At 65.7% G+C, this 23,851-nt stretch carries 25 protein-coding genes; 12 read left to right on the top strand and 13 right to left on the bottom strand.

Going from position 1 to position 23,851, the window contains the following annotated elements:
* The gene (locus tag RDCOP1_RS12505; protein WP_072700977.1) at nucleotides 1-1,584 is read right to left on the bottom strand and encodes a bifunctional 3-(3-hydroxy-phenyl)propionate/3-hydroxycinnamic acid hydroxylase; all 1,584 of its coding nucleotides are present in this window, start codon (nucleotides 1,582-1,584) and stop codon (nucleotides 1-3) included.
* 132 nt (nucleotides 1,585-1,716) lie between these two features.
* On the opposite strand from RDCOP1_RS12505, the gene RDCOP1_RS12500 reads away from it, so the two are divergent.
* The 4 genes from RDCOP1_RS12500 to RDCOP1_RS12485 all read left to right on the top strand — a co-directional run bounded on the left by RDCOP1_RS12500 (nucleotide 1,717) and on the right by RDCOP1_RS12485 (nucleotide 6,604).
* Complete coding sequence (locus RDCOP1_RS12500; protein WP_072700975.1) at nucleotides 1,717-2,337, top strand: TetR/AcrR family transcriptional regulator; 621 nt, start codon at nucleotides 1,717-1,719, stop codon at nucleotides 2,335-2,337.
* A gap of 35 nt (nucleotides 2,338-2,372) precedes the next feature.
* Entirely contained in the window at nucleotides 2,373-3,179 is an 807-nt protein-coding gene (locus RDCOP1_RS22020) for a transposase (RefSeq protein WP_084722592.1), read from the top strand.
* Nucleotides 3,180-3,377: 198 nt separating this feature from the next.
* Nucleotides 3,378-5,165 carry a dynamin family protein gene (locus RDCOP1_RS12490; protein WP_072700971.1) on the top strand — a complete coding sequence of 596 codons (1,788 nt, stop codon included), beginning with the start codon at nucleotides 3,378-3,380 and terminating at the stop codon, nucleotides 5,163-5,165.
* A complete protein-coding gene (locus RDCOP1_RS12485; RefSeq protein WP_072700969.1) occupies nucleotides 5,162-6,604 on the top strand; it encodes a GTPase in 1,443 nt (480 codons plus the stop codon). Before RDCOP1_RS12490 ends, RDCOP1_RS12485 begins: the two co-directional genes overlap by 4 nt.
* A gap of 12 nt (nucleotides 6,605-6,616) precedes the next feature.
* On the opposite strand, the gene RDCOP1_RS12480 is transcribed toward RDCOP1_RS12485, so the two are convergent.
* From RDCOP1_RS12480 to RDCOP1_RS12435, 8 genes are all read right to left on the bottom strand, one after another.
* On the bottom strand, nucleotides 6,617-6,973 hold the full coding sequence (locus RDCOP1_RS12480) for a hypothetical protein (RefSeq protein WP_143152195.1): 357 nt from the start codon (nucleotides 6,971-6,973) through the stop codon (nucleotides 6,617-6,619).
* Nucleotides 6,974-7,073: 100 nt separating this feature from the next.
* Nucleotides 7,074-7,619 (bottom strand): RNA polymerase sigma factor, encoded by a 546-nt coding sequence (locus RDCOP1_RS12475; protein WP_072701450.1) that lies wholly within the window; start codon nucleotides 7,617-7,619, stop codon nucleotides 7,074-7,076.
* 216 nt (nucleotides 7,620-7,835) lie between these two features.
* Nucleotides 7,836-9,131: a DUF7373 family lipoprotein gene (locus RDCOP1_RS12470; protein WP_072700965.1), complete on the bottom strand. Its 1,296-nt coding sequence runs from the start codon at nucleotides 9,129-9,131 to the stop codon at nucleotides 7,836-7,838.
* A 59-nt stretch (nucleotides 9,132-9,190) separates the two neighbouring features.
* Complete coding sequence (locus RDCOP1_RS12465) at nucleotides 9,191-11,014, bottom strand: Hsp70 family protein (RefSeq protein WP_072700962.1); 1,824 nt, start codon at nucleotides 11,012-11,014, stop codon at nucleotides 9,191-9,193.
* A gap of 106 nt (nucleotides 11,015-11,120) precedes the next feature.
* Complete coding sequence (locus RDCOP1_RS12460) at nucleotides 11,121-11,438, bottom strand: nucleotide exchange factor GrpE (RefSeq protein WP_072700960.1); 318 nt, start codon at nucleotides 11,436-11,438, stop codon at nucleotides 11,121-11,123.
* A gap of 62 nt (nucleotides 11,439-11,500) precedes the next feature.
* A complete protein-coding gene (locus RDCOP1_RS12455) occupies nucleotides 11,501-12,289 on the bottom strand; it encodes a hypothetical protein (RefSeq protein ID WP_072700958.1) in 789 nt (262 codons plus the stop codon).
* Nucleotides 12,290-12,454: 165 nt separating this feature from the next.
* The gene (locus tag RDCOP1_RS12450; protein ID WP_231922866.1) at nucleotides 12,455-13,288 is read right to left on the bottom strand and encodes a DUF3626 domain-containing protein; all 834 of its coding nucleotides are present in this window, start codon (nucleotides 13,286-13,288) and stop codon (nucleotides 12,455-12,457) included.
* An 881-nt stretch (nucleotides 13,289-14,169) separates the two neighbouring features.
* Entirely contained in the window at nucleotides 14,170-14,529 is a 360-nt protein-coding gene (locus RDCOP1_RS12435) for an Rv2640c family ArsR-like transcriptional regulator (RefSeq protein WP_072700952.1), read from the bottom strand.
* 94 nt (nucleotides 14,530-14,623) lie between these two features.
* Between RDCOP1_RS12435 and RDCOP1_RS12430 the strand changes: the two genes are divergently transcribed.
* Nucleotides 14,624-15,130, top strand: coding sequence for an ArsI/CadI family heavy metal resistance metalloenzyme (locus RDCOP1_RS12430; protein ID WP_072701448.1), 507 nt, complete (start codon nucleotides 14,624-14,626; stop codon nucleotides 15,128-15,130).
* Between the two features lie 73 nt (nucleotides 15,131-15,203).
* Here the strand turns inward: RDCOP1_RS12430 and arsB are convergent, their stop codons facing one another.
* Nucleotides 15,204-16,244 carry an ACR3 family arsenite efflux transporter gene (arsB, locus tag RDCOP1_RS12425; RefSeq protein ID WP_174555812.1) on the bottom strand — a complete coding sequence of 347 codons (1,041 nt, stop codon included), beginning with the start codon at nucleotides 16,242-16,244 and terminating at the stop codon, nucleotides 15,204-15,206.
* Between the two features lie 35 nt (nucleotides 16,245-16,279).
* The gene (locus RDCOP1_RS12420; RefSeq protein ID WP_072700947.1) at nucleotides 16,280-16,681 is read right to left on the bottom strand and encodes an ArsR/SmtB family transcription factor; all 402 of its coding nucleotides are present in this window, start codon (nucleotides 16,679-16,681) and stop codon (nucleotides 16,280-16,282) included.
* 65 nt (nucleotides 16,682-16,746) lie between these two features.
* On the opposite strand from RDCOP1_RS12420, the gene RDCOP1_RS12415 reads away from it, so the two are divergent.
* From RDCOP1_RS12415 to RDCOP1_RS12405, 3 genes are read left to right on the top strand one after another with little or no spacing between them, the layout of a single operon-like run.
* Nucleotides 16,747-17,211 carry an arsenate-mycothiol transferase ArsC gene (locus tag RDCOP1_RS12415; RefSeq protein WP_072700945.1) on the top strand — a complete coding sequence of 155 codons (465 nt, stop codon included), beginning with the start codon at nucleotides 16,747-16,749 and terminating at the stop codon, nucleotides 17,209-17,211.
* 42 nt (nucleotides 17,212-17,253) lie between these two features.
* On the top strand, nucleotides 17,254-18,339 hold the full coding sequence (gene zapE, locus RDCOP1_RS12410) for a cell division protein ZapE (RefSeq protein ID WP_231922867.1): 1,086 nt from the start codon (nucleotides 17,254-17,256) through the stop codon (nucleotides 18,337-18,339).
* A gap of 24 nt (nucleotides 18,340-18,363) precedes the next feature.
* Nucleotides 18,364-19,698: a class I SAM-dependent methyltransferase gene (locus tag RDCOP1_RS12405; protein WP_072700943.1), complete on the top strand. Its 1,335-nt coding sequence runs from the start codon at nucleotides 18,364-18,366 to the stop codon at nucleotides 19,696-19,698.
* Nucleotides 19,699-19,724: 26 nt separating this feature from the next.
* On the opposite strand, the gene RDCOP1_RS12400 is transcribed toward RDCOP1_RS12405, so the two are convergent.
* On the bottom strand, nucleotides 19,725-20,177 hold the full coding sequence (locus RDCOP1_RS12400; protein ID WP_072700941.1) for a PPOX class F420-dependent oxidoreductase: 453 nt from the start codon (nucleotides 20,175-20,177) through the stop codon (nucleotides 19,725-19,727).
* Between the two features lie 89 nt (nucleotides 20,178-20,266).
* On the opposite strand from RDCOP1_RS12400, the gene RDCOP1_RS12395 reads away from it, so the two are divergent.
* The gene (locus tag RDCOP1_RS12395) at nucleotides 20,267-20,551 is read left to right on the top strand and encodes an ArsR/SmtB family transcription factor (RefSeq protein WP_072700939.1); all 285 of its coding nucleotides are present in this window, start codon (nucleotides 20,267-20,269) and stop codon (nucleotides 20,549-20,551) included.
* On the top strand, nucleotides 20,548-20,967 hold the full coding sequence (locus tag RDCOP1_RS12390) for a VOC family protein (protein WP_072700937.1): 420 nt from the start codon (nucleotides 20,548-20,550) through the stop codon (nucleotides 20,965-20,967). Before RDCOP1_RS12395 ends, RDCOP1_RS12390 begins: the two co-directional genes overlap by 4 nt.
* Here RDCOP1_RS12390 and RDCOP1_RS12385 read toward each other — a convergent pair whose 3' ends face one another.
* Nucleotides 20,968-21,729 (bottom strand): class I SAM-dependent methyltransferase, encoded by a 762-nt coding sequence (locus tag RDCOP1_RS12385; protein WP_072700935.1) that lies wholly within the window; start codon nucleotides 21,727-21,729, stop codon nucleotides 20,968-20,970. It abuts the gene before it with no gap.
* 294 nt (nucleotides 21,730-22,023) lie between these two features.
* Here RDCOP1_RS12385 and kdpF point away from each other — a divergent pair, with 294 nt between their 5' ends.
* Both kdpF and kdpA read left to right on the top strand, forming a co-directional pair.
* Nucleotides 22,024-22,122: a K(+)-transporting ATPase subunit F gene (gene kdpF, locus RDCOP1_RS12380; RefSeq protein ID WP_072700933.1), complete on the top strand. Its 99-nt coding sequence runs from the start codon at nucleotides 22,024-22,026 to the stop codon at nucleotides 22,120-22,122.
* Nucleotides 22,123-22,129: 7 nt separating this feature from the next.
* Nucleotides 22,130-23,830, top strand: coding sequence for a potassium-transporting ATPase subunit KdpA (kdpA, locus tag RDCOP1_RS12375; RefSeq protein ID WP_072700931.1), 1,701 nt, complete (start codon nucleotides 22,130-22,132; stop codon nucleotides 23,828-23,830).
* Nucleotides 23,831-23,851 lie beyond the last annotated feature (21 nt).

Genomic DNA, 23,851 nt, shown 5'->3' with positions numbered 1-23,851 from the left:
TCACTTCTCCTTGAGGTTGCCGCGGGGGGCGGGGACGTCGAGGCCGGTGGCGTCGGTGGCCGCGACGAGGCGGTCGGGTCGGACCACGAGCACTCGGGCGTCGAACTTCGCTGCCCAGTCGCCGAGCAACCCCGTGTGGTCCACCAGGGAGTCGGGGTCGGTGGCGGTGTCGGTGGCGGGGTGAACGGTCAGGAACCGGGCGCCCAGAGCACTCCAGGCCTGAGCCTGGGTCGGGGACATTGCGTGCCGGGGGTTCGTCCCCAGGCCGAATACCAGGAACCCGCGCCCGGCCAAATCGTCCAGCAGACCGGTCGTGCCGGAGGCGTCGGTGACCTGGGGCTGCGGGATCATCCGCCCGACGGCGCTGCGCCGACCGGTTCGGCCGGTGGCCCATCCGTCGACGAAACGGTTGGTCTCGTTCTTGGGACGCAGTGCCTCGATGACCAGCTTCACGTTCTGCAGCTTCGGGGCCAGCCAGTTCCTCAGGCCGACCGCCCAGCCCTTCTCCATCTCGATGAATCGGCCCAGCCGCAGGGAGATGTCGGTCATCTCCTTGACGTGCATCCACCGCTCGGACTGGACGGTGTCGAGGATGTCCTCCCCGACCCGGCCGTGCACGAGCGCTTCGATCTTCCACGCGATGTTCTGCGCGTCGCGGATCCCGGACTGCATGCCCTGGCCGGCCCACGGCGGCATCAGGTGGGCGGCGTCACCGATCATCACGACGCGCCCGGCGCGCCACTTCTCGAGATGTCGCACGTGGTGGCTGTAGAACGCCCATCCCTTGATGGTCACGTTCTCCTCGGTGATGCCCAGCGGTGCCAGGCGCTCCCAGACTCGTTCCTCGGACTCGTAGTCGTCGTCCCGCTCGCCGTCGTTGAGCGGAATCTCCCAGCGGTGGTTGCCCTTGGCCAGCGGGATGTCCACGACCGGCCAGGTCTGGTCGGACCAGAAGACCAGCTCGTCATGCCCGGGCCAGGGCTTGCGTACCGCGCCGTCGATAACCAGCCAACGGCGTGGCTTGGTATCGCCGACCAGAGAGTAGCCCGCGGCCTCGCGGACCCGGCTGCTACCTCCGTCGGCACCGATGACGTACTTGACCCGCAAGTCGTAGGGGTTGTCGGCGGCGTCGGTTGCGATGAGCGTCACGCCCTCGGAGTCCTGGGACAGTTTGGTGAAGGCGTGGCCGAATCGGAGGTCGAGCGACTCGTGCTGCGCGCAGTTGTTCCGCAGCTCCTGTTCCATGTCGGGCTGGTAGATCATCATGGCCGCCGGCTGTCCGAGCTCGCCAGGGTAGACGTCGAGGTGGAAGACCGTCTGGCCGGTGTAGGTCTTCCAGGTCATGCCTCGGGCCGGGTCCATATCCTGCTTGACGCGTTCGGCGACTCCGAACTCCTGAAAGATCCGAAGCGTCCAGTCGTTGACGGTGACGGCGCGGGCGCGGCTGTAGAGGTCTTTATCCTTCTCCAGGACGACGGTGGAGATCCCCGCCATGCCCAGGTAGGTGGCGGCGATCACGCCGCTCGGTCCGTAGCCGACGATCGCGACGTCTGCGTCGTAGCCGGTGTGCTCGGGTCTGGTCATTCGAAATTCTTTATCCTCTGTGATCGGAACCACTTCTGGATGGATCATTCCAGTCAGTCGGGATTCATGCAATGCTGCGAGGCGGACGAGCGAGTCGGGAAGGGAGTGCGCAGCGGCCTAGACTCCGGGGCTATGGCCGGACGAAACCGTACCGAGATCCGCGGCGAGCAATCCCGCGACGACGTCCTGCGCGCCGCTGAGGAACTCATGTCCCGCCGCGGTTACCGGGCCACGAGCATGGCTGAACTGATCCGTGAGTCGGGGGTGCCGTCGAGCAGCATCTACTGGCACTTCAACTCCAAGGCAGGGGTGCTCGCAGCAGTCATGGAGCGCGGTGCCGAGGCGTTCTTCGCCAGCATCTCCGCCGACGCGCCGGACAACGGTGCAGTAGACCCCCGGGAGGCGCTCGAGCGGGTATTGCGCCGCAGTATCGGTGCCGCCGTGGACAACCCCGGTTTCCTGACTCTCTACCTGGACTTCCTACTGCATGCGGAGGATGAACCGGCCATCGCCGACCAGGTGGCAGGGGTCCGGCGGATGGCTCTGGAGACCGTGCGCACCAACCTTCGGTTGGGGTATGCCAGCTACGGTGAGGAACGGGCTGCTCGCGTCGCGGACCGAATCGCGCCCTTGGCGGTGGCCTTCTTCGACGGCATGTTCGTCGCCGCCAAGTCGGTGGACCCGCCGGACGTCGAGCAGGCCCTGGTCGACGTCGCGCGGTCCTTGCACTTCGTGGCTGAAGCCACGCACTGACTGGATGGCCTGTGGCCACGACACCGCGCAGTCGCATGGACTGGACACCGTGCTCGGCTAAGGCAGTGGCGATCCTGCGGGCGCTTCACCCCCGAGGACTGGTCGACATGAGCACCCATCGACCTGTCGATGTCCTACCGGATCGGCGAGCCGACACTGTGACCGAGTGGCTGACGACGCATCCAGGCGCTCGGGTGATCTGCCGCGATCGCGCCGGCGCTTACGCCGAGACGGTTCGTGCCGGTGCACCGGAGCCGATCGAGGTCGCCGACCGCTGGCATCTATTGCACAACCCGGCCGAGGCGGTGGAGAAAACCGTTGCTACTCATCACCATTGTTTGCGATCTACGATCGCCCCGGAGCCGGGCGTCAATCGGACCAATATTGAGGAGCAACAGCAGGCCGCAGACGAAATGATCGCGGTACGCCAGAAGAACGCGCGCCTCGCCGAACGCACGGAGTGTCGTTTCGCGGACGTATCTGCCCTCAAGCTCCAAGGACTACCCATTTCGGCGATCTGCCGGGAGCCAAGCCTGGCACGCAACACGGTCAGGCGGTTCTACCGCGCTGCCGATGTCACCGAACTACTCGCCGCTCCGGCGGCGAAAGTCTCAATTCCTGGATGGCCGCGGTCAGGGCGGATGATCTGCCCCTGCTGCACCGCTTCGTTCGTGGCCCGGAAACCGACCGTGATGCACCCCGAAACGGACTCACCCTCACCCTACAGTTCCCGCGCCGTCGAAGGTCACGTCAACCGTATCGAGATGCTCGAACGGCAGACGCAGACGTATGGTCGTGCCGGTTTCGATCTGCTCCGCAAACGAATTCTGCTCAGCCACTGACACCCAGAAGCCGTCACGGAAAGTGGGCCAGAACCAGTTTTCACGTGCCGTCGGCACGCGTCATTTTGGACTGCACGGCGACATCTTCCCCGCCGCGGTGTCGTCGGGGCCTTACGGCCCGAACTCTTTCCGGGTTGGGAGACACATGATGGCTTCTCGGGTGACCGAAATGTCCGTTCATAGGTAGTCTCCTGGTCCGTGTCTGCTAATCCGTCTCCGGCTGAGGTGATCGACGGTGCATGCAAAGTCCTGCGCGCCTACAAACTCGACGCAGTGGCGGCGCGCGCCGAACAGAAACTGTCCGGCGACTCCCGGTCCCATGCGGTGGTCGTGGTGGGAGAGATCAAACGCGGGAAGAGCCTGCTCGTCAGTGCATTGATCGGCCGCGACGGTACCTCGGTCGACGACGTGGAGAACTCGACCGCCGTGGCGATCCGGTTCGTCGCTGCGGACGACGAGTTCCCGGAGGGGACCGCCGAATTGGTGTTCGCGGATGCGCGACGTCGCATCGACCGGTCCGAGCTCGCGGACTGGACTGTCACCGGTGGCCGGAAGGTGCGGGACCCATCGGTCGAGGCGTTGCCGATCGCCGCGATCGTGCCGGTCGCATCACCTCGCCTGGCCGAGGTCGCCGTCGTCGACACCCCCGGCACCGGAGGTCTCGATCCGCGGCATGCGGCAATGGCGGCCCAATCGGTCGACAAGGCAGCGGTATTGGTCTTGGTATGCGACGCGTCGACACCCCTCACCGAACCGGAGATGCGGTTTCTGCGGGAGAGTGCGTCAGGCGTCGAGAACGTCGTCGTGGTGGTCACCAAGACCGACAAGAACCTCACTCGCTGGCGTGAGGTCGTTGCGGAGAACCGAAGGGCGATCACTGCACATGTCGGGCGGGACATCCCGGTTGTCGCCGTTTCGAGCGTACGGGCGTTGGCTGCCTACCAGTTGCGCCCCTCGCCAGCCCGTGACCGCGCTCTGGCCTGTTCGGGGCTTCCGGAATTGTGGTCCCTACTCGACGAACGTCTGGCCGCAGCGCAGCGGTGGCCGGTGACCGACGCGCTGCGCACCGTGCTGGAAGGTTTGCGCCAGGTCGAGCGCACCATCGAAGAGGATCTCACCGTAGCCCGCGACGGAGAAAAGGCTCTCCCCGATCTGACGGCCGAGGTGGAGCGCCTTCGCGGGCTCAAAGACGAAGTGCAGCAATGGGAACAGCATCTGCAGCGGGATTTGACACTTGCGCGTCAACGTGCGGTGGCCCGGCTCGACGAGGCTCTCGCCGAGGTCCGCGAATCGTGGACGACGCGGATCAACAAATCGTCCATGGAGGTGCTGCGCCGTTCACCCCAGGTGTTCACAGCGCGCATCCAGGCGGATCTACTCGCCGCGATGTCCGTCACGGCGGAGGTGTTTCTCGACGATCTCGAACAGATCGTCGCCGGGCTGTTCGAGGATGGTGAGGAGTGGGAGCGTATCCGCGAGATCACGGTCACCGCACTGCAGGCCGAGCCGCTCACGGTCGGTGAGGTCGCTTCCAAACGGCAGGGCTTGCTGGATCCGAGTGTGCTGACCATGGGCATGATCGGCACCACGATGCTCGGTGCGGCGATCGGAGCCGGTGCGATCGCCGGGGTGGCGTGGGTAGCGGTCAACCTCGGATTCAAAGCGATGCGGGCCGGCAAGACGAACCTGCTCACCTGGTTGCGCGAGACTATCGCGACAGCGCGCACCGCCACAACGCGGATGCTCGAGGCCGCGATGGCAACGACTCGCCCCGAGATCGTGCTGCGGCGTCGCCGTTGTCTCCAGGACCGGATCACGGAGTTGCAGAGCCGGATCGAAGAAGCCAAGCGTTCCGCTCAGGTCGACGCGGCCACACGCACGGCGAATGTCGAACGGCTGGAGAAGAACCTGCGCATCACTCGCGGCAGAATCACCCCCGTCGAAACCGCTCTGGCAGCCGCAACGGCGGCGGGAGCTGCCGCATGAGTACCTCCCACCGCCCCGCTGCGGCCGGTGCTGTCGATCCGGTCCATCACCGCATCGACGGTGCGTTGCACCAGCTCGCGTCTCTCGGCGGAGATCTGGTCGGACACGCCAACCGCATCGGTGCGATTCTGTGGTCGCCGCCGCGGGTCGTGGTGACAGGTCGGCTCAAAGCCGGCAAATCGACCCTGGTCAACGCGCTGATCGGGGCACCGGTCGCAGAGACCGCGGCCCTCGAAGCCACCAACGTGGTCACCGTCTACGAGAACGGCGCGCCCTCCCGGGCGGAGGTCGTGTTGCTCGACGGTGACCGACGGCCCGTGCCGCTGTCGCTCGGCGCGACCGTGGACGTGGGTGTCCCTACGGCCGAGGTGGCTTACGTGCAGCGCTATCTGCCCTCTCACGCGCTTGCACGCATCACCCTCGTCGACACCCCTGGCCTGGCGACGCTGACGGTCGCCAACGCCGCCGCGACCGAGCGGGCGCTGATCGACGGATTCGAGCAAACCCGCTCGGCGTCGGTGGACGCCGATGCGGCCGTGTTCTTGTTCGACTCGATGCCCCGCACCGACGAGGTGGACTTCCTGCAACGCTTGGGGTTCACACCGTTGAACACGCTCGGAGTGCTTTCCCGCGCAGACGGATTCGGCCGGGGCGTTCTGGGTAGGCGTGATCCGCTCGGGCACGCCGCCGAACACGCGGGTGTGCTGGCGCGGCGGCTGTCCGGCACGGTCGGGACCGTGGTGCCGGTAGCCGGGCTGTTGGCTCAGACCGCGCACACCGGCGCGTTCACCGACGCAGATGCCCGGGCACTGGCAGCGCTCGACCCCTTCGCGCCGCTCGAGTTGTTCGATCTGCTCGATGCCGACCCGGGTGCGCTGCCGGTGCCGCGAGATGTGGTGTGGCGATTGCTCGAGCTGATCGGTGAGTACGGGGTGGTGCACGCCCGCGGCCACACGGCCGGAGGGGCACACCAGGTCAACGAGTGGCTGTCTTCGGTCTCCGGGATCGGTCCGTTGCGGTCCGTGCTGGACCAGTCGGTGCGGCGGTTTGCGGTGTTGCACCGCGCCGGCAGGATCGTGTCCGAACTGGACTCACTGGCATATACCCATCCCGCTCGGGATTCGATCCGCCAGATCGTGTCGGCGCTGCGCACCGACCCGGCTCTGACGCCGGTGGGTCTGCTCCGTGCGCTGCGCTCGCTACTGCAAACCGACCCGGCTGCGCCGGTGGTGGAGGAGCTGACGCAGGTGCTGAGGGGAACCACAATCGCCGAGTCCCTCGGGTGCGACCCGGCTTCCCCTCCCGACCGTCTTCGAGCTGTAGCGCGGGAGCGCTTGGTAGCGGTGCAGGCCCAGACGCTGAGCACCCGTTCGGCGGGTGAAGACGCGGCGCTGGCGGCACTGACCCAGGCCTACACGGTGGTTGCTCGCGGGCAATGACGCGAGCCGGGTTTACAGATCCGGACCGGCGTCGCCGCTGTCGGTGCCGGCCGCAGGATCGGGAAGCTCGGGTTCGTCGAGTTCCGCGAAGTCGCTGGGGGCGATGTCGACATCAGCATCGGTGGCCCCGCCCTCGGTGCCGGGAGCGGCTCCGAGATCGTCGGCCGTGAAAACATGGAGGTCGAGGTCGAGGTCATCGGGCTCGTCGACCGGGATCAGAACCCCGCCGACTGCCGCCGTGGCGGGGTCGGTGGCGACGTCGAGCATCTGGTCCCACGACTGCTCCGGCAGCTCCGGGAGGCCCGCGAGCACGTCGATGCCGAGCAGCTCCCCCAACGGGGGTAGCGGATCGGTCTCTCCGGTTGCCATAGCCACTTCCTTCTTCCGGGTCTGCACCCACCATCGTGCACCTTCATCCACTTGGATGGGTGCAGAGCCCGCAATGTTCCCGTCGATCCGAGCGGAGCGATCAGGGAACGAGGTCCGCAGGATCGAGCCGCGACGGATCCAGCAGTCCGACGAGCTGCATGCGCCCCCGGCTGATTCGGCTCTTGATCGTCGCCACCCCGACATCTTGATGTTCGGCGATCTCGGCGTAGGTCAGCTGCGCATACTCACGCAGCACGACCGCGACCCGAAATTGCTCGGGTAACTGCGCCAGCGCGCGCCGGACCGCGTCGGCGTCGACAACGCCGTCCGCCAGCGCGGGACCGGCGGCGCGCTCCGCGAGGCCGGTCTCGTCGACGGGGAGCTCACGGCGCTTGCGCACGATCGCCAGTGCCGCATTGCTCGCGATGCGGTACAGCCAGGAGGAGAACTGGGCGGTGCCGCGGAACTTGTCGAGGTTCTGCCACGCGGCGATGAGCGTGTCCTGCAACGCATCTTCGGCGTCGTGCCGGTTGCCGGTGACCTGCACGCACACCGCCCACACCCGCGTCCGGGACGGTGCGATCAGTGCAGCGAACGCGGCCTGGTCACCTGCCCGGCAACGCTCGATCAGTTCGGCTTCCTTCATGACGGCCCCCATCTGTCCGGGCAGTAACCTACCTGTTGCCGTCAGTCAAGCGCGAGGCATGGAAGGCCAGATCGACAGCGCCCGAGATTCCTTGCCGATCGGGCACGCCGATCGGCCGGCTCGGATGTCGTCAAGGCGTCGATACGGCAGTGGCTGGAACGGGCCGCGGGCGCCGGCACAGAGCGCACCCCGGCCGCCCGGCGAGCTCAACCTCGTTCAGTTCTTGCCCAGCCCTACTTCGTCGGCGCGGACGAACTTGGTGTACTGCGCGCCGAGACGCTGCGGCACAGTGCGCAGGGTGTCCTTGTCCGGATCGGTGTTCCCGATCGGCCGATGGCCGGACAGCTCGGCCATGTAGCGGTCGTGGACCATCAAGCAGAACGCCACCCGACCCTGCGTCGTGTCGCCCGACCAGCAAGTGGTTCCGGGCAACTCCTGCGTGATCGACGTGTCTTCGATCAGGTCGGGGTACTCGCCGAGGAAGATCTCCGCGATACCGTCGCGCAATTCCTCAGCCGCAGCATTGCTGCCGGCGCGGTACACATTGGAGTTGTGCACGGCGACGCGGTCGACACCGGCGGTGTCGAAGATCTTCTGCGTCGCCACAGGGTCGATCGTGAAGTGCAAGAACCCATCCGGGCCGTAGACCGCGGAGTCGGAGTTGCGGGAGTTCTCGCTCTCGACGAACCCGACCGAGCGGGCAAGAACCTTGTCCACATCCACCGGTAGTCTCTCGATCTCCTCCGTCGGGGTGGGGGGAAACCGATCGAGCAACGCCATCTGTTGCTGTACGGCCGTCTCGGTTGTGCTGGTGAGCCACGCGGTATCCGCGTCGGCGTCACGGGCGTAGGTGGAGATCACGAACATCCCTTGGGGAGTGAATGTTCCGACGTCCTCGGTACCGGTCTCCCACAGGTGGGTGGTCGCATAGGTGCCGGGCAGTCCATCCAGTGTGAGCGGCGTCTGCGGCCCGCTGGAAAACGCGCTGTCTTCCGGATCGAGGGCATTGAGGTACAGGGCCTCGGCAGCTCCGGCGGCGTCGGCCTCGCTGGGGAAACGCCACACCGCGATGCCCAATTCCCGGGTCTGCTCGGGGTTGTCGCGGAAGCTGTGGAAACCGCTGATCAAGCCGTACTGCACGATGGTGTCGTCGGCACCGGCCTGTAAGAACGAGCCGACGCCCCCCACGCTGACCCCGTTCCGGACTCCGCCGGCGACGAGTGTCGGGTCGACATCGTGGGGATGGACGACGAACTCGGCCAGTCGTTGGCCTTCGACGGCGGGCCCGAAGTCCCCGGCAAACTGTCCTTCGGCCACGAAATCACGCGGTTCGGTGTTGTAGTCACCTGTGTCCAGTGAATTCAGGTCGAGTGCCCCACCGGCCGTCTCGGTGCTGGTCGCGGAATTGTCGATCTGACTGTCGGCGTCGGTACCGGAAGTGCATCCGGCCACTGTCACAGTGGCGACTGCTGCCAGCGCCAGGACGGCGCGCGGCGTGCGGGAAATAGGCATGGGAGAACAACTCCTTGTGAGTACGGAAAATCAGAAGAAGGCGGCGGATGGAGGAGCGCTCACACGTCCCAACCGAGTTCGGCCAGTAGGGATGAACCCTGGTCTACTTCGTCCATCGAGAAGCGCACGTTCAGTCCCGTCGACTTGTCGATGAAGGTGAAGCTGACGTCGGTTTCCGCCTCGTCGTAGTCGACGATCCGGCTGCCGTCGGGCGACACGGCAGTGGTGTGCCCGTCCTTCGCGTCTCGAAGGCGGATGAACATCGATCGTGCGTACTGGTCGTCACGCCAGGCGGTGACCGAATAGTAGTCTTGGCGCTGCATTCCGACTGCCTTGCCGAGCGTCGAATCGGGATTGATCAGGCACCGCACCTGAAGTGCTCCTTCACCCGAGAAGCCGGATTTCTCGCAGGCGGTGGAAGAAGTGAGCAGTTTCGTCGGCAGCAGCACGAGCACGTCGTCGGTGGCATCACTGCGGTAGTCCGAATCCGCTGTGGCCGCGGGTAACCTACCGTCGGAAACCGCTGTGTCGCCTGGTGCAGGGGATTGCTCCAAAGCGGCCGCTGCGGAGGCGGGTGTGCCGGAATCTCCGCCGTTCGCGAAGGTGAAGACCACGCCCGCTGCGACGATCCCCGCGAGCACCACACCGGCAACCACCAGCGGCGTGCGGGACTTCGCCGACCGTTCGCCGGTGCCGGTGTCGGCGACGGTTCCTGGGTCGAGCGATCGGGACGCCACGGCCTGCTCTGCCGGCCGACCCGGTCTCGGTCGCAAGACCTCTGTGTCCAGTACGGCCGACGGTTCTGTGCCGCGTCCTCCGGCAACAAATCCGGCTGCGCCTTTGGCCACCACCGTCTTCGGGTCGTCGAGGGTCGCGATCGGGCCGAGTTCAGACAGACGCCGGTGGACGTAGGGTATGCGCGACGATCCGCCGGTCAGATAGAGCGCTTGCAGCGTCGAACGATCTACACCTGCCTCGCGCAATACCTGTGCGGCAAGTCGCACGCCGCGGGTGATCTGCGGTTCGATCATCTGCTCGAATTCGTCACGGGTGAGCGTGAACACCATGTCGGCACCGTTGCCGGTGACCCGGATCGTTGCCGAGGGATGCTCGGACAGCAGTTCCTTCGCCCGGCGGATCTGGTCGTCGAGAGTGCGCCGGGTGTCGAGCCCGGCCGGGCTGCGCAACCATGCCATCAGATCGGGGTCGTCGTCGCGCAATCGATCCTCGACCCAGCGAGCGATCGTCGCATCGATGTTCTTCCCGCCCAGGGAGTTGTCCCCTCCGGCACGGATCACTTCGAAGGTCCATTGGCTGGTTGCGGTGAGCACCGCGATGTCCAGTGTCCCACCGCCGAAGTCGAACACCGCGATGGTCGAGCCTTTGACGATCTTCGCGTCGTGCTGACGCGAGTAGTAGAACGCCGCCGCCCGTGGCTCGGAGATCAGGGACACCGCCCCACCGAGACCGGCGAGCGAAGCGGCCTCACGAAGCACCGCGAGTTCGCGCTGCGACCAGGCTTCGGGGTGTGTGAGCACCACCTCGGACGGTGGTTGATTGTTGTGACGTTGGAGGGCTTGGCCGTACACGGTGCGCAGTACCGCCGCGATTGTCGCAGCGACGGCGATGTCTTGGCCGCGCACGAGTAGCCATCCCGCCGCGACGTGCATCTTCGGCGCGATGATGAAGCCGGAAGGATCCACGGTGGCCTGGTTGATCGCCACGTCCCCGGTCGTGATCGAGTGGGGGCCGTCGACATACACCGACGACGGCATCAGGTTGCCGGCGTGGGTGAGCGGCAGCGATTCGACCCTGTCCGGGCCGATGCGGTGCGCCGCAGACGTATTGGACGTTCCGAAATCGACCGCCAGAACCCAGCTCATCGGAACATCCTCCCCTCGAACACGATGCGGCCCGACGACCGTGTTGCCTGCACCTCGCCGGAAGTAGCCGCCGCGGGGCTCGGCGCGGACTGCGCGATGTGCGATATCACGACGCCCCCGGCTCCGGGCAGCGAGACGGCGGAACCTGTACCCGCACCTCGACATACCGCAGTATCCGTCCGCCGTGGCGCCAGCCCGGCCGTACCGTGGCGGCGATCAGGTTTTCCTGTCCGGGCGTGGACACCGGCACCACCGCCACCGCCCGATGGATGTTCGGGTCGAACCTGGAACCGGTGTCGGCGACCAGTCGCTCGACGCCGAGCGCAGCCAGTCGGGCCACTGCCTCGGCCCGCTCGGGTCCGTCCGCGGCAACATCGGCCGCGGCGACCAACTCGTCGATCTGCTCGTCCACCCGGGGATTCATCGCATCCACCTACTCTCCAACATCGTCCTCCGAACTTGCAGTGGCACAACAGTCGGACGAGCTCAGACCATGTCGGCATCGACGGAGCCGGCATCGGTTCCGTAGGTGGAGACGTCGACGTAGTCGTCGGCAACGCCGTCGCCGTCGTAATCGACCGCGCCGGAATGCAGGTCCACTACTGCGTCGACCAGTCCGTCGCCGTCCTGGTCGTACACGGCGACATCCAGCAGGCCGTCACCATCGAAATCTCCGGCAGCGCTGTCGACCTGGCCGTCACCGTTGGTATCCATTTGGATCAGGTCTGCTACCCCGTCACCGTCGGTATCGGCGACCACCGCATCGATCTGTCCGTCCCCGTCGAAATCGAACGCGGACAGATCGACCTGTCCGTCTCCGTCCATGTCGATATCGGTGACGTGGGTGCCGTCCTCGAGCGTGTACTCGTCGAGCACGACAGGCTCGCTCTCACCGGCGACCGCGGGCGTCGGGGGCGCCGAGGTCGCGGAGGTCGAAGCGGAGGAAGACTGCGCGTTTTCCGAAGCCGCACGATCCGCCCGATCCGAAGCCGAGGACGACGATCCCAGCGATTCGGTAGAGCCCGAGCTGCTCGCCGAGCCGTGGGACGAGTCCGAGTTCGACGACCCGGACGAGTCGTAACGCTCGTAGCGTTCGTACGACTCGTAGCTCGTCGACCCCGACTGCGCCGCCGACGACGATCCGAACGAGGAGTCGTTGTCGTGCGACGCCTGCGATTCGTACGACGAATCTGCACGATCGCTGGCGGTGGACTCCGACGCTGCGCGGTCGGTGCTGTTCGAAGCGGTGTTTCCGAAGAACGACTCGGTAGCCATGCTGGTGCTCTCTTTCGACGTCTGGGGATGACGCAGATAAGAGACGCGGCGCGTACGAAAGGTTCCCAACGAATCGAAAAATTTCTCGACGGGCGCGCCCGGTCGCCGGCGCTCGTGCGCAATTGTCGGCTGGGGAACTTGCCCCGCCTTGAACTGCCGGGTGGGTCACGGTGCAGGTGCTGCCCGGCCGTACCGGGCGACGTAATGCCACACCTTCTTCAGATCTTGTGGATCGACACTCCCTACCCGAGCTGGTCCGAGCGAATACGGCGTGATCCACTCTTGCCGGGCGACCGAGCGAGCCACCTCGACCACCGCATTCCCTCGGTACTCCGGATGAGACTCGACCTGCTCTATCGCGAGTCTGTAGCCGGCGTGCCACAGAACAGCGCAGGGCATCGTCCTTGCGACGTCCTCGAACCGAGTGCCTCGGTAGCTCGGGTCCAGAACGAGTGCCTCGACATCACATTCGATGTTGATGGGCCCGTGCACATGGGCCTCGATGTAGTGGTCGAGCGGATCGTCGAACTCGGCAACCGCAGCGGCCTCCATCAAATGGCTCGATGTCTGCGCGGTCCCGAACAAGTGTGGTTCGTGCACGCTGTCGGGAAAGCAGAACGTAGTGCGCTCGAGAGTGTGTTCAGCCAGCACGAAGTACGACGACCCGAACCGCGGCGAACCCCCGTAGCCGTCGCACCGACGGTCGAGGGAACCGTATTTGGGACGATCCGACGCCGGGCGTGAGTCGTAGACACCGCCGAACATCCGGCTTTCCCACCGCCACCGATCACCGCCTTCGAACGCCGTGAGTCCACCATTGCCAGTGTTCGTCTCGAACTGTGAAAGATAGGCGCCACGATGGGCAATTGCGGACAGCGTCGACCGCCCACGGTACGGAGCATCCGGATGAAAATGCATCGTGACCCGCATCGACCCGCTGATGCTCTCCCCCACAGCCAACGCACGTACGTGGGCAACTGCAGCCTTTGCCGAATCCACCAGCCTCTCCATCGCGCACTCTCCCGCTATGCGACGCAACACTGCAACCACGCGGTCGCCACACCGCATTCTGCCTCGAACTGCCACCCGCACGTCGATTGAACGGTAGTTCTGCGACCGCGGTGCCCGGCAGTGCTTCGTGAAAGGCCTGAAGCATTCACTCGCCGAGGCGTTTCCATTCCATAGGCGCATCCCGATGCGTGCCACGCAGGCCACCGTTGGCGTGCTGTTCGAGCATGAACAGCACGTAGTCGCGGAAGCCTTCCACGGCTGCGTCAACGCCTGCTCCGCGGCCTCTTCGGTGCGGTCCGCATAATGCCGCATCTTCTCTTCGAGTACGACGGCGGCGAGTTCCTGCGCCGATGAGAACCTGCGGTAGATCGTCCCCCACGCCGACACCGGCAACGTCCGCAATGTGTTCGAGGGTTACGTCGGTTCCCTGCTCGGTGAACACTGAGGCGGCTGCGCAGATGATGGCGCGCCGGTTGCGTTCGGCGTCGGCTCGCCGCGGTCGATCCTGGTTCATGGTGCGACCCGGACGAGAGCACGACGTCGAGCCGGGGGCATGGTCTTCGCGGGTGGTCCCGACGAGGTTGCGAGCCGAATCCTCCACCTACACAGCCTTCTCGGAAACGATCGTCGGATCCTGCAGATGGATGTCGGTGGCATGTCGCAGGCGGAGGTGCTTCGCAGCATCGAACTTCTGGGCACCGAGGTCCTCCCTCGAATTCGCCGGGAGGTGGGCTGAGGCCGGCAGAACATGTAAGGCCGGGACCTCCGGTCTTCGAGTTCGTCACTCCGCCCGTGGAGCACGAGCCGTGCCGAGCAGTCGGGTATAAGCGGACCCTCCTGTAACGACCCCGATTGGGCATTCGGCGGCGTCAGGTGCAGCAGTTCGGATCCAGTACGACGCGCAGCGCTTCGAGCGCGTCCGTTCGTACGCGGTGGTGGACGTTCATTCCGTTGCGGGTGGATTCCACCATCCCCGCCTTGCGCAGCTGCCCGAGATGGTGACTGACGGTGGATTCCGACAGGTCGACCGCCGTGGCGAGGTCGCATGTGCAGACTTCGCCGGCGGGGTCCGTTAGCAGGATCGACATCAGCTGGATGCGGGTCGGATCGGCCAAGGCTTTGAGGCGGAGTGCCACTTCGAGTGCAGCGTCGGCGCTCATCGGGGCGGCGGCCACCGGGTCGCAGCAAATCGGTGTGGTGATGTCGACGACGGGCAAAGCCTTGGGCATGTGACTATTCTGCCGACCTCCTTGACATATGTCAAAAAGGTGGACCACACTGGAACTCTCTAATTCGATGTATGTCTCACACGTGGAGGTTCTCATGTCCCGCGCTCAGCTAGCCCTCAACGTCGACGACTTGTCCGAGGCCGTTGCGTTCTATTCGAAGTTGTTCGGTGCCGAACCGAACAAGCTCAAGCCGGGTTACGCGAACTTCGCGCTGTCGGAACCGCCTCTCAAGTTGGTGCTCCTCGAGAATCCCGGCAAGGGCGGCTCGCTCAATCACCTGGGCGTCGAGGTCGAATCCAGCGAGAAGGTGCACGAGGAGATCGCCAGGCTCACCGACGCCGGGTTGTTCACCGACGAGGAGATCGGCACGACGTGCTGTTTCGCCACGCAGGACAAGGTGTGGGCCACCGCTCCGGACGGAGAGAAGTGGGAGGTCTACACCGTGCTCGCGGACAGCGACACCTTCGGCACGAGCCCCACGCTGCTCGCGGACGAAAACTCCGGTGGGGCAGCGTGTTGCGGGACGGCCGCCTCGTCTGCCGCTACCGAGCCCGACGGCGACAACCGCACCGCTGCGGAGCAATCGACTTCGTGCTGCTGACACCTCAACCCCCGTCCTCCCGGGTGGATATCCGGGAGGACGGGGCTCGGTGAACTGCCGATTCCCTTGCCGCTCAGGAGGCGGTGGAGGTGGACGCTCGGGCGAACCGCTTCCGCAGGGCAAGCGAGACGTACACGAGCGCAACAAGTACGGGCACCTCGATCAATGGGCCCACTACTCCGGCCAGGGCCTGCCCCGAGGTGACGCCGAACGTCGCGATCGCCACTGCGATCGCCAGCTCGAAGTTGTTTCCGGCGGCGGTGAACGCCAGGGTCGTGGTGCGCTCGTAGCCCAGGCCCACGGCGGCACCGAACAGGTAGCCACCGCCCCACATGAGAGCGAAGTACGCCAGCAGCGGCAATGCGATCCGCCCGACATCCCAGGGCTGCGACGTGATCCGATCGCCTTGGAGCGCAAACAGAATCACGATCGTGAACAGAAGGCCGTACAGCGCCCACGGGCCGATCTTCGGGATGAAGGTGTCCTCGTACCATGCGCGGCCCTTGGCCTTCTCGCCGAAGTGTCGCGTCAGGAAACCGGCGACCAGTGGGATGCCGAGGAAGATCAATACCGATTTGGCGATCTGCCACGGCGAGACATCGAGAGTGGTCTGCTCGAGTCCGAGCCACCCGGGCAGCACCGACAGGTAGAACCAGCCGAGTACGGCGAACATGACCACCTGGAAGACGGAGTTGATCGCGACCAGCACTGCCGCGGCCTCACGATCACCGCAGGCGAGGTCGTTCCAGATGATCACCATCGCGATACACCGCGCCAGTCCGACGATGATCAAGCCCGTGCGGTACTCGGGTAGATCCGGGAGCAGTAGCCACGCAAGTGCGAACATCAGGGCCGGGCCGAGCACCCAGTTGAGGACCAATGACGAGATCAGCAGCTTGCGGTCGCCGGTGACGGTGTCGAGACGGTCGTAGCGGACCTTCGCCAGCACCGGATACATCATGATCAGCAGACCCAGCGCGATCGGCAATGAGATGCCGTCGATCTCGATGACACTCAGCGCATCTCCGAGTCCGGGGATCATGCGGCCCAGGAGGAGACCGGCGACCATGGCGACGCCGATCCAGACGGGCAAGAATCTGTCGAGGGTCGACATCTTGCCGACGACCGGCGGACGGCCGGTAGTGGCGGTCACGAGAGTGTCTCCTGGGAAGTTGCGCTCGGGGCACAGTACGAGGCGGGTAGTACCCCGGATTCGATGGCCAGCACCGCGGACAGTTCTTCGAGAGCAGCGGGGACGACTCGGTAGTACACCCAGGTGCCGCGGCGCTCGCAATCGAGCAACCCGGCTTCGCGCAGCACTTTGAGGTGGTGCGAGATGGTGGGCTGCGCCAGATCGAATGCGGGGCTGATGTCGCAGACACATGCCTCGCCACCCCGGTGACCCGCGACAATGCTGAGCATTCGCAAGCGCACCGGATCGCCGAGGGCTCTGAACACCCGGCTGAGGTCGGCCGCCCGCTCGGCGGACAACGGCTCACGCCCGATCGAGGGGCAGCAAGGCGCGACCCCACTCGACAGCTGATTCGACATACGTCTATATTGACGCTTGTCGATACAATGCGTCAAATGGGCCTCACCGGAAAGGGCCATCCACCGTGTCAACTCCTTCGGTGCTGTTCGTCTGCGTGAAGAACGGCGGCAAATCCCAGATGGCCGCCGCGCTCATGCGTAAGTCCGCCGGTAACCGCGTGGCCGTCCATTCGGCCGGAACGGCCCCCGGATCGTCCCTCAACGCCCTGTCGGTGCAAGTACTCGACGAGGTCGGTGCACCGACCGACGGTGAACACCCCAAGCCGATCGATCCGCACCTCCTCAGCGAGGTGGACCTGGTCGTCACTCTGGGCAGCGAAGCCCGCGTCGACGCGCCCGCCACTGTCGTCGTGGAGAACTGGAACACCGACGAACCGTCGGAACGCGGTATCGACGGGATCGAGCGCATGCGTCTGGTTCGCGACGACATCGCCGCCCGCGTCGAGGCACTCGCCGTCCGATTGCTCGCGGCCGCGGACGGACGACAACCCGCTTCGTTCCCAGAGGTCACTCGCGACAAGCGTGAGTGAAGTCTCTGTCTTTCCGCCGCCCGCGCGCGTTAGGGTTCGCCCGTGCGCAGGAGATTCAGAACACCGCCCCCTCGTGCGCTCGGGGTCACCATGTCGGTGTTCGACACGACTGCGCAAGAATTGGGCTTCGCTCTCGACGCCGCACAACAGCGTGCGGTCGCAGTCCTCGCGGGCTCCGATCGGAATGTTTATCTGTGGGGTCCGGTAGGCCGGGGCAAGAGTTGGCTGATGGCAACGTATTTCGCCGCAGTGCCGACCGACCGGAAGAAGCGCATCCACTTCCACGAGTTCTTCCGCGATCTGCATCTCGCCATCCGGCGACATCGCAGCAATCTTTCGGCTGCCCTGGACGAACTGCTGAGCGACGTGGACCTGCTGTGCTTCGACGAATTCCACGTCCATGACCCGGCGGACGGAAAGTTCATCGCTCGGTTGGTGCCCGCGCTTCTCGAGCGCCGCATCCGGGTAGTCCTGACCTCGAACTACCCGCCCTGGTCCTTGCTCCCCAACCCGCTGTTCCACGATGACTTCCTCCCCACGATCGAATTGATCGAGAGTTCCCTGACGGTCGTCGCGATCGACGGTGCTCTCGACTACCGAACCACCTCCCGCCACGAAGGTGGATTCGCCGCAGGATGGTGGGTCACGCCCGGTACAGCGGAACAGCGTGCTCATCTTGGGCTCTGCCCGCCGGATCACGGCGAACGGACAATCCTCGTCCCGGCCGGCCATGCCGTGCACGCCCGCCGCGTGACGGAGCATTCCGTCTGGTTCGACTTCGGCGACCTCTGCGGAACCACCACGGCACCGGCCGACTATCTCGCGCTCGCGACGAGCCATCGGGAGTGGGTGATCGACGAGGTGCCCGACCTTCGCACCGCAGGACGGGAAGCGGCGCAGCGCTTCGCCAATTTGGTCGACGTGCTGTACGACCAGGACGTGACGCCCGTTTTTCTCGCAGCCACACCTGTCGCCGATCTCATCGCAGGCGCTCGGCTTCGCCTGGATATCGCACGGATCGCGAGCAGGCTCGGCCAACTCGGAGCTGTCGAAGCGGAGGAAGGCTCGCGACCTGAGCCGAACCGTGCCTCAGTTCCGATCGACTTTCCCGAACGAGGCGACCGCTGATGCCGGATCGTTTACCGTCGAGCGATGAACGGCGACACCAAGCGGTCCGCTGCGGTCCGGGTCCGGGACGCATTCGAGAATATCCTGGGTATTCCAGTGCCCGTGCGGGTTCGGTGCTGGGACGGTTCCGTGAGTGGGCCGGAATCGGCTGCGACGGTGGTGTTTCGCAATCGCCGCGCGATCCGCCGGGTGTTGTGGTCGCCGGGCGAACTTGGACTGGTGCGCGCGTATATCGCCGGTGACCTCGAGATCGACGGAGACGTGTACGCGCTGCTGTCACTGCCCGAGCTCGTGACCCGGGTCGGGGCGTTCGACGTCCGAGACGCCCGCCGGGCGCTCGGCGGTGTGTGGGAGTTGGCCCGGCTCGGTGGCGTCGGGTTGCGGCCGCGACCGCCCGAGGTCGAGGTGTCTCGGCGGCGCGGCATCAAGCACAGTCGCGCCCGCGACGCGTCGTCGGTGTCGCATCATTACGACGTCGGCAACGAGTTCTACCGGATCTTCCTCGGGCCGAGCATGGTGTATTCGTGCGCGTACTGGGACGAGACGGCAAAGGATCTCGACGCCGCCCAGCATGCCAAGCTCGACCTGGTGTGCCGCAAACTCGGTCTGCGTCCGGGGATGCGACTGCTCGACGTCGGCTGCGGGTGGGGGTCGATGGCGATCCACGCTGCGCGCCGCTACGGCGTCGACGTCGTCGGAGTGACGCTGAGCCGCGAACAGGCGGCGTGGGCACGAAAAGCCGCGGCGGAGGCGGGCCTGTCGGATCGGCTCGAGTTCCGGGTCCAGGATTACCGAGATGTCGACGACGGGCCGTTCGACGCGATCTCGAGCATCGGGATGTCGGAGCACGTCGGTGATGCCGCGCTGCCCACCTACGCCGCCGCACTGCACTCACTGTTGCGGCCGCAGGGCAGGTTGCTGAACCACGCTATCGCCGCGGTCCGCACACGAGATCCCGGTGGCAACGACAAGCCCGGCCTGATCCAGAACTACATCTTTCCCGACGGGGAGATCCTGCCGCTGAGTCGCACCGTGGACGCGTTCGAGCAGGTCGGTCTCGAAGTGCGCGACAGCGAGGCATTGCGGGAGCACTATGCGCTGACGCTCCGCGAATGGGTGCGCAGCCTGCAGGAATCCTGGGACGATGCTGTCGCCTCCGTGGGCGCGGAGCGCGCACGCACGTGGCTGCTGTATCTCGTGGCCAGCGCGCTCGGATTCGAGGAGCCCGGCAGGCTCACCATCCACCAGGTGCTCGCCGTGCGCCCCGCCGACGACGGAACGAGTGGTGTTCCCCGGACGCGATCACAGTGGCTCGCCGCGTCGAAGACGCGTGAGCTGGACGCCGCAGAAGCCCCCTGAAGCACGTCCGGGACGGTTCGGGGCGCTCACGCAGGCGGAAACCCGCCGGTGGCGACCGGTCCCCAGCGTTCGATCCGAATGCGGATCAGCGACTTGTTCTGACGAGCCATGGCCTCGCGATATTCGTTCCAATCCGGGTGCTCGCCGGCGATTCCCCGGTAGTACTCGACCAGTCCGTCGAGGGCCTCCGGCATGTCCAGCACCTCTGCGCGACCATCGACCTGCACGTACGGCCCGTCCCAGTCGTCCGACAGCACACACACCGAAACGCGGGGGTCCCGCCGGGCATTGTGGGACTTGGCTCGTTGCGGGTAAGTGGAGACGACGATGTTCCCCTCGGCATCGAGACCGCAGGTCACAGGAAACATCTGGGGACTCCCGTCCGCGCGGAACGTGGTGAGTACCGCCCGGTGCCGTGAACGGAGAAACTCGAGAAGTTCGTCGCGATCGACCTTGTCGGCGGTGGCTGTGCGGGGCATGTCGGACCTTTCAGTCGGGTGTCGTCACACCGTGAATTCTGTGCCGGAAAGTATTGATATGCAAGTAGATACTTGCCTATAGTGGGGACGTGGTCACCGTCTATCGTGCGCTCGACGACGAGACGCGGCGCATCATTCTCGACGAATTGGCGGCGAGCGACGGAAAGACCCTGTTCGAAATCTGTTCCCGGCTCACGATGCAACACGGACTCGGCCTTACGCGCCAGGCGATCTCGCAGCACCTCGGCGTTCTCGAGGCGGCCGGGCTGGTGGTGACCGAGCGCCGGGGCCGGTCCAAGTTCCACTACTTCAATTCGGAGCCACTCACCGAGATCACCAGGCGATGGCCCATCGGGGAAGGAAGAGAACCATGAGACTCGACATGACGAGCGTGTACGTCGACGACCAGCAGGCAGCCCTCGCGTTCTATACCGAAGTGCTGGGATTCACGAAACGCCACGAGATTCCCCTCGGTGACGACTGGTGGCTCACCGTCGTCTCTCCCGATGCTCCGGACGGTCCCGAACTGCTGCTCGAGCCGTCTGATCACCCCGCCGTGAAACCCTACCGGGATGCACTGGTGGAGGACGGAATTCCCCTGGCGCAGTTCACCGTCGACGATGTCGACGCCGAGTTTGCGCGGCTGACCGCACAAGGGGTGGTCTTCACGCAGCCGCCGACCGATATCGGCACGGTAATCGTCGCGGTCTTCGACGACACCTGCGGCAATCTCATCCAGATCGTCGCGCCGAAGCCGGAACCGGTGGGTGAAGCATCTCTTCCGCAGTGATCACTGCACCCCCAGTCGCACGGTCACCGGCCAGGTGATCCGCCGTCTCCGGGTCGGCTCCCCCCAAAGGCGGCGCAGGTCCGCCGCGAAAGAGTGGAGCAGCGGCGTCCGCTGGGCGGCTTCGACGGCACGCACGGCAGACCACGTCGAGATATAGCCGAGTGTGTCGTCCACGGTCCACTCTTGGTGGATCTCCATCGGCGGTGCCTGGACCTCCGTGAACGGAAATTCGATATCGGCGTATCCGCTGTCGACGAGTTGCCGTTCCGGAGGCCAGTACCGTCCGATCTCGAACCGGTAGAAGTCCTGGAATCGCGCGTCGAGGTCCGGGCCGAACTGCATCACGCCGTAACTGACGAGCGCGAGCACCGCCTGATCGGCCGCGATCCGGCGCACCTCGGAATAGAATGCGCGCCGATCGAACCAGTGTGCCGCCTGCGCTGCCGTGATCAACGCGGTGCTCCGGTCGAGAATCGGCATGTTCTCGGCGGCAGCGACGACATACCGAACCCCCTCGGCCTCACGAGCATTGCGAAGTTGATCGACGCTGGGGTCCGACCCGACGACCGTGTCGAAGTACGGGGCGAGCTGTGTTGTCAGCTGGCCGTTTCCGCAACCGGCATCGACCGCGAGCCCGTACGACGGAGCAAGGGACGCCAAGAACCTCGCCAGGTCGGCTGGGTACTCGGGACGGAACCGTGCGTACGCCTCGCCGCCCCGATCGAACCAGTTCTTCGGTGGCCCCTCCTCTGCCTCGGACACGCTCGTCCCCTTCCGTGGGTGGCCGGCGTGCCCACCAGCCACTAGTCGACCGCCCGGGCTGTGCGCCGTAAGGAAAACGTCAGGAACGGTACCTCGGGGCGTCAGGATTCCGCATGGATCCACGTCGCCGGCCCGGAGGAGTGCCAGCGTGGTCTGCGGGCGCCGACCGGCGCTCACTGCGCCGACGACAGGGGAAGACGACATGGCAGACACCGCGTATGTGGTGCTGATCCTCGCAGGATTCGTAGCGTGCTCGCTGGTGCTGCGCGCTCTGCGGTCGGATGGTGAAAGCCGATGACCTGGGCCGGAGCGACGAGCGTCGGGCTCGTCCTGATCGTCGCGGCACTGGTGATCTATCTACTCGCAGCGCTGCTCGACCCCGAGAGGTTCTGACCGTCCGATGAATCCTGCTATTGCCGCGGCACTGCACATCGCCCTCGTCGTGGCTGTTCTCGCACTGGCATACGTTCCGCTCGGTGACTACATGGCGCGGGTGTACACCACCGATCCCGATCTCCGTTCCGGAGACGGGCGGGTGGAGTCGCTGATCTACCGTCTGGGCCGGATCGATCCGCGCGCCGAGCAGACCTGGTACGGGTACGCGGGCAGCGTGCTCGGGTTCTCGCTGGCGAGCGTTCTGGGCTTGTACCTGCTACAGCGCACCCAAGGACTTCTGCCGCTCGACCACGGCCTTTCCGGGGTCAGCCCCGCGGTCGCGTTCAATACCGCGATTTCGTTCGTCACCAACACCAACTGGCAGTCCTACGTTCCGGAAACCACGATGAGCCCAGTGACCCAGTCGGTCGGGCTCGCCGTGCAGAACTTCGTGTCGGCCGCGGTGGGCATGGCCGTTGCGATCGCCCTCATCCGCGGCATCGTGCGCACCGTACGGGGTGGCGAAATCGGAAACTTCTGGGTCGATCTCACCCGGGGCACGCTCCGCATTCTGCTGCCACTCGCGTTCGTCATCGCTTTGATTCTGCTCAGCCAGGGCGTCATCCAGTCCTATCGCTCCGGGTTCGACGCGGTCGGTGTGGACGGCAACGGATTCACCACCGCCCTCGCGCCCGTCGCATCGCAGGAAGCCATCAAACTCCTGGGCACCAACGGCGGCGGCGTGCTGGCGGCAAACTCGGCCCATCCGTTCGAAAACCCTACTCCGGTCAGCAATATCGTCCAGATCATCGCGATCCTGCTGATCCCGGTGGCGCTCACCCGCACGTTCGGCACCATGGTCGGGAACAGGCGTCAGGGATTGACGGTGCTCGGGGTGATGGCGCTGTTGTTCGCGGCGATGCTCGCATTGGCTTCTGCTGCCGAGTCCGGTACCCGCGGGGCGGCTGCCACGGCGGCCGGCGCAATGATGGAAGGCAAAGAGGTCCGGTTCGGTATCCCCGGATCCGTACTGTTCGCGGTGTCGACGACCGGTACCAGTACCGGCGCAGTGAATTCGGCACACGACAGCATGTCACCTCTCGGCGGCGGCACCGTGCTGCTGAACATGCTGCTCGGCGAGATCGCCCCCGGTGGGGTGGGCAGTGGCCTCTACGGGATCCTGGTTCTCGCGGTGATCGCCGTATTCGTCGGTGGCTTGCTCGTGGGCCGTACGCCGGAATTCCTGGGCAAGAAACTCCGCAGACGCGAAATCACCCTCGCCGCTCTGACGGTTCTGGTGATGCCGGCACTGGTGCTGACCGGCACGGCCGTCGCCGTGATCCTGTCGTCCACCACCGGCTTCATGGGGAACTCCGGCGAGCCGGGTACGCCCGGGGCGATTCACGGATTCGGGGAAGTGCTGTACGCCTACGCATCCGCCGCCAACAACAACGGCAGTGCCTTCGGCGGTCTCACCGTGACCAGCGACTGGTTCCAGGCCTCGCTCGGGATGTGCATGCTCTTCGGGCGCTTCCTCCCCATCCTGTTCGTGCTCGCTCTGGCCGGGTCGTTCGCGGCGCAACGCCGGATCCCCGCGGGCGCCGGAACGCTTCCCACCACCGGCGTCGCGTTCGCGGGCCTGCTCACCGGCACGGTGGTCCTCGTCGCGGCACTCACGTTCTTCCCTGCGCTGGCGCTGGGGCCCATTGCCGAGGCCCTGCAATGACTTCGGCGTTCCGTCCATTCC

This window comes from Rhodococcus coprophilus NBRC 100603 (genome assembly GCF_001895045.1).
Classification (GTDB): domain Bacteria; phylum Actinomycetota; class Actinomycetes; order Mycobacteriales; family Mycobacteriaceae; genus Rhodococcus; species Rhodococcus coprophilus.
The sequence above is the reverse complement of the archived record's forward strand: the minus strand, read 5'-3'. Positions and strand labels throughout refer to the sequence as shown.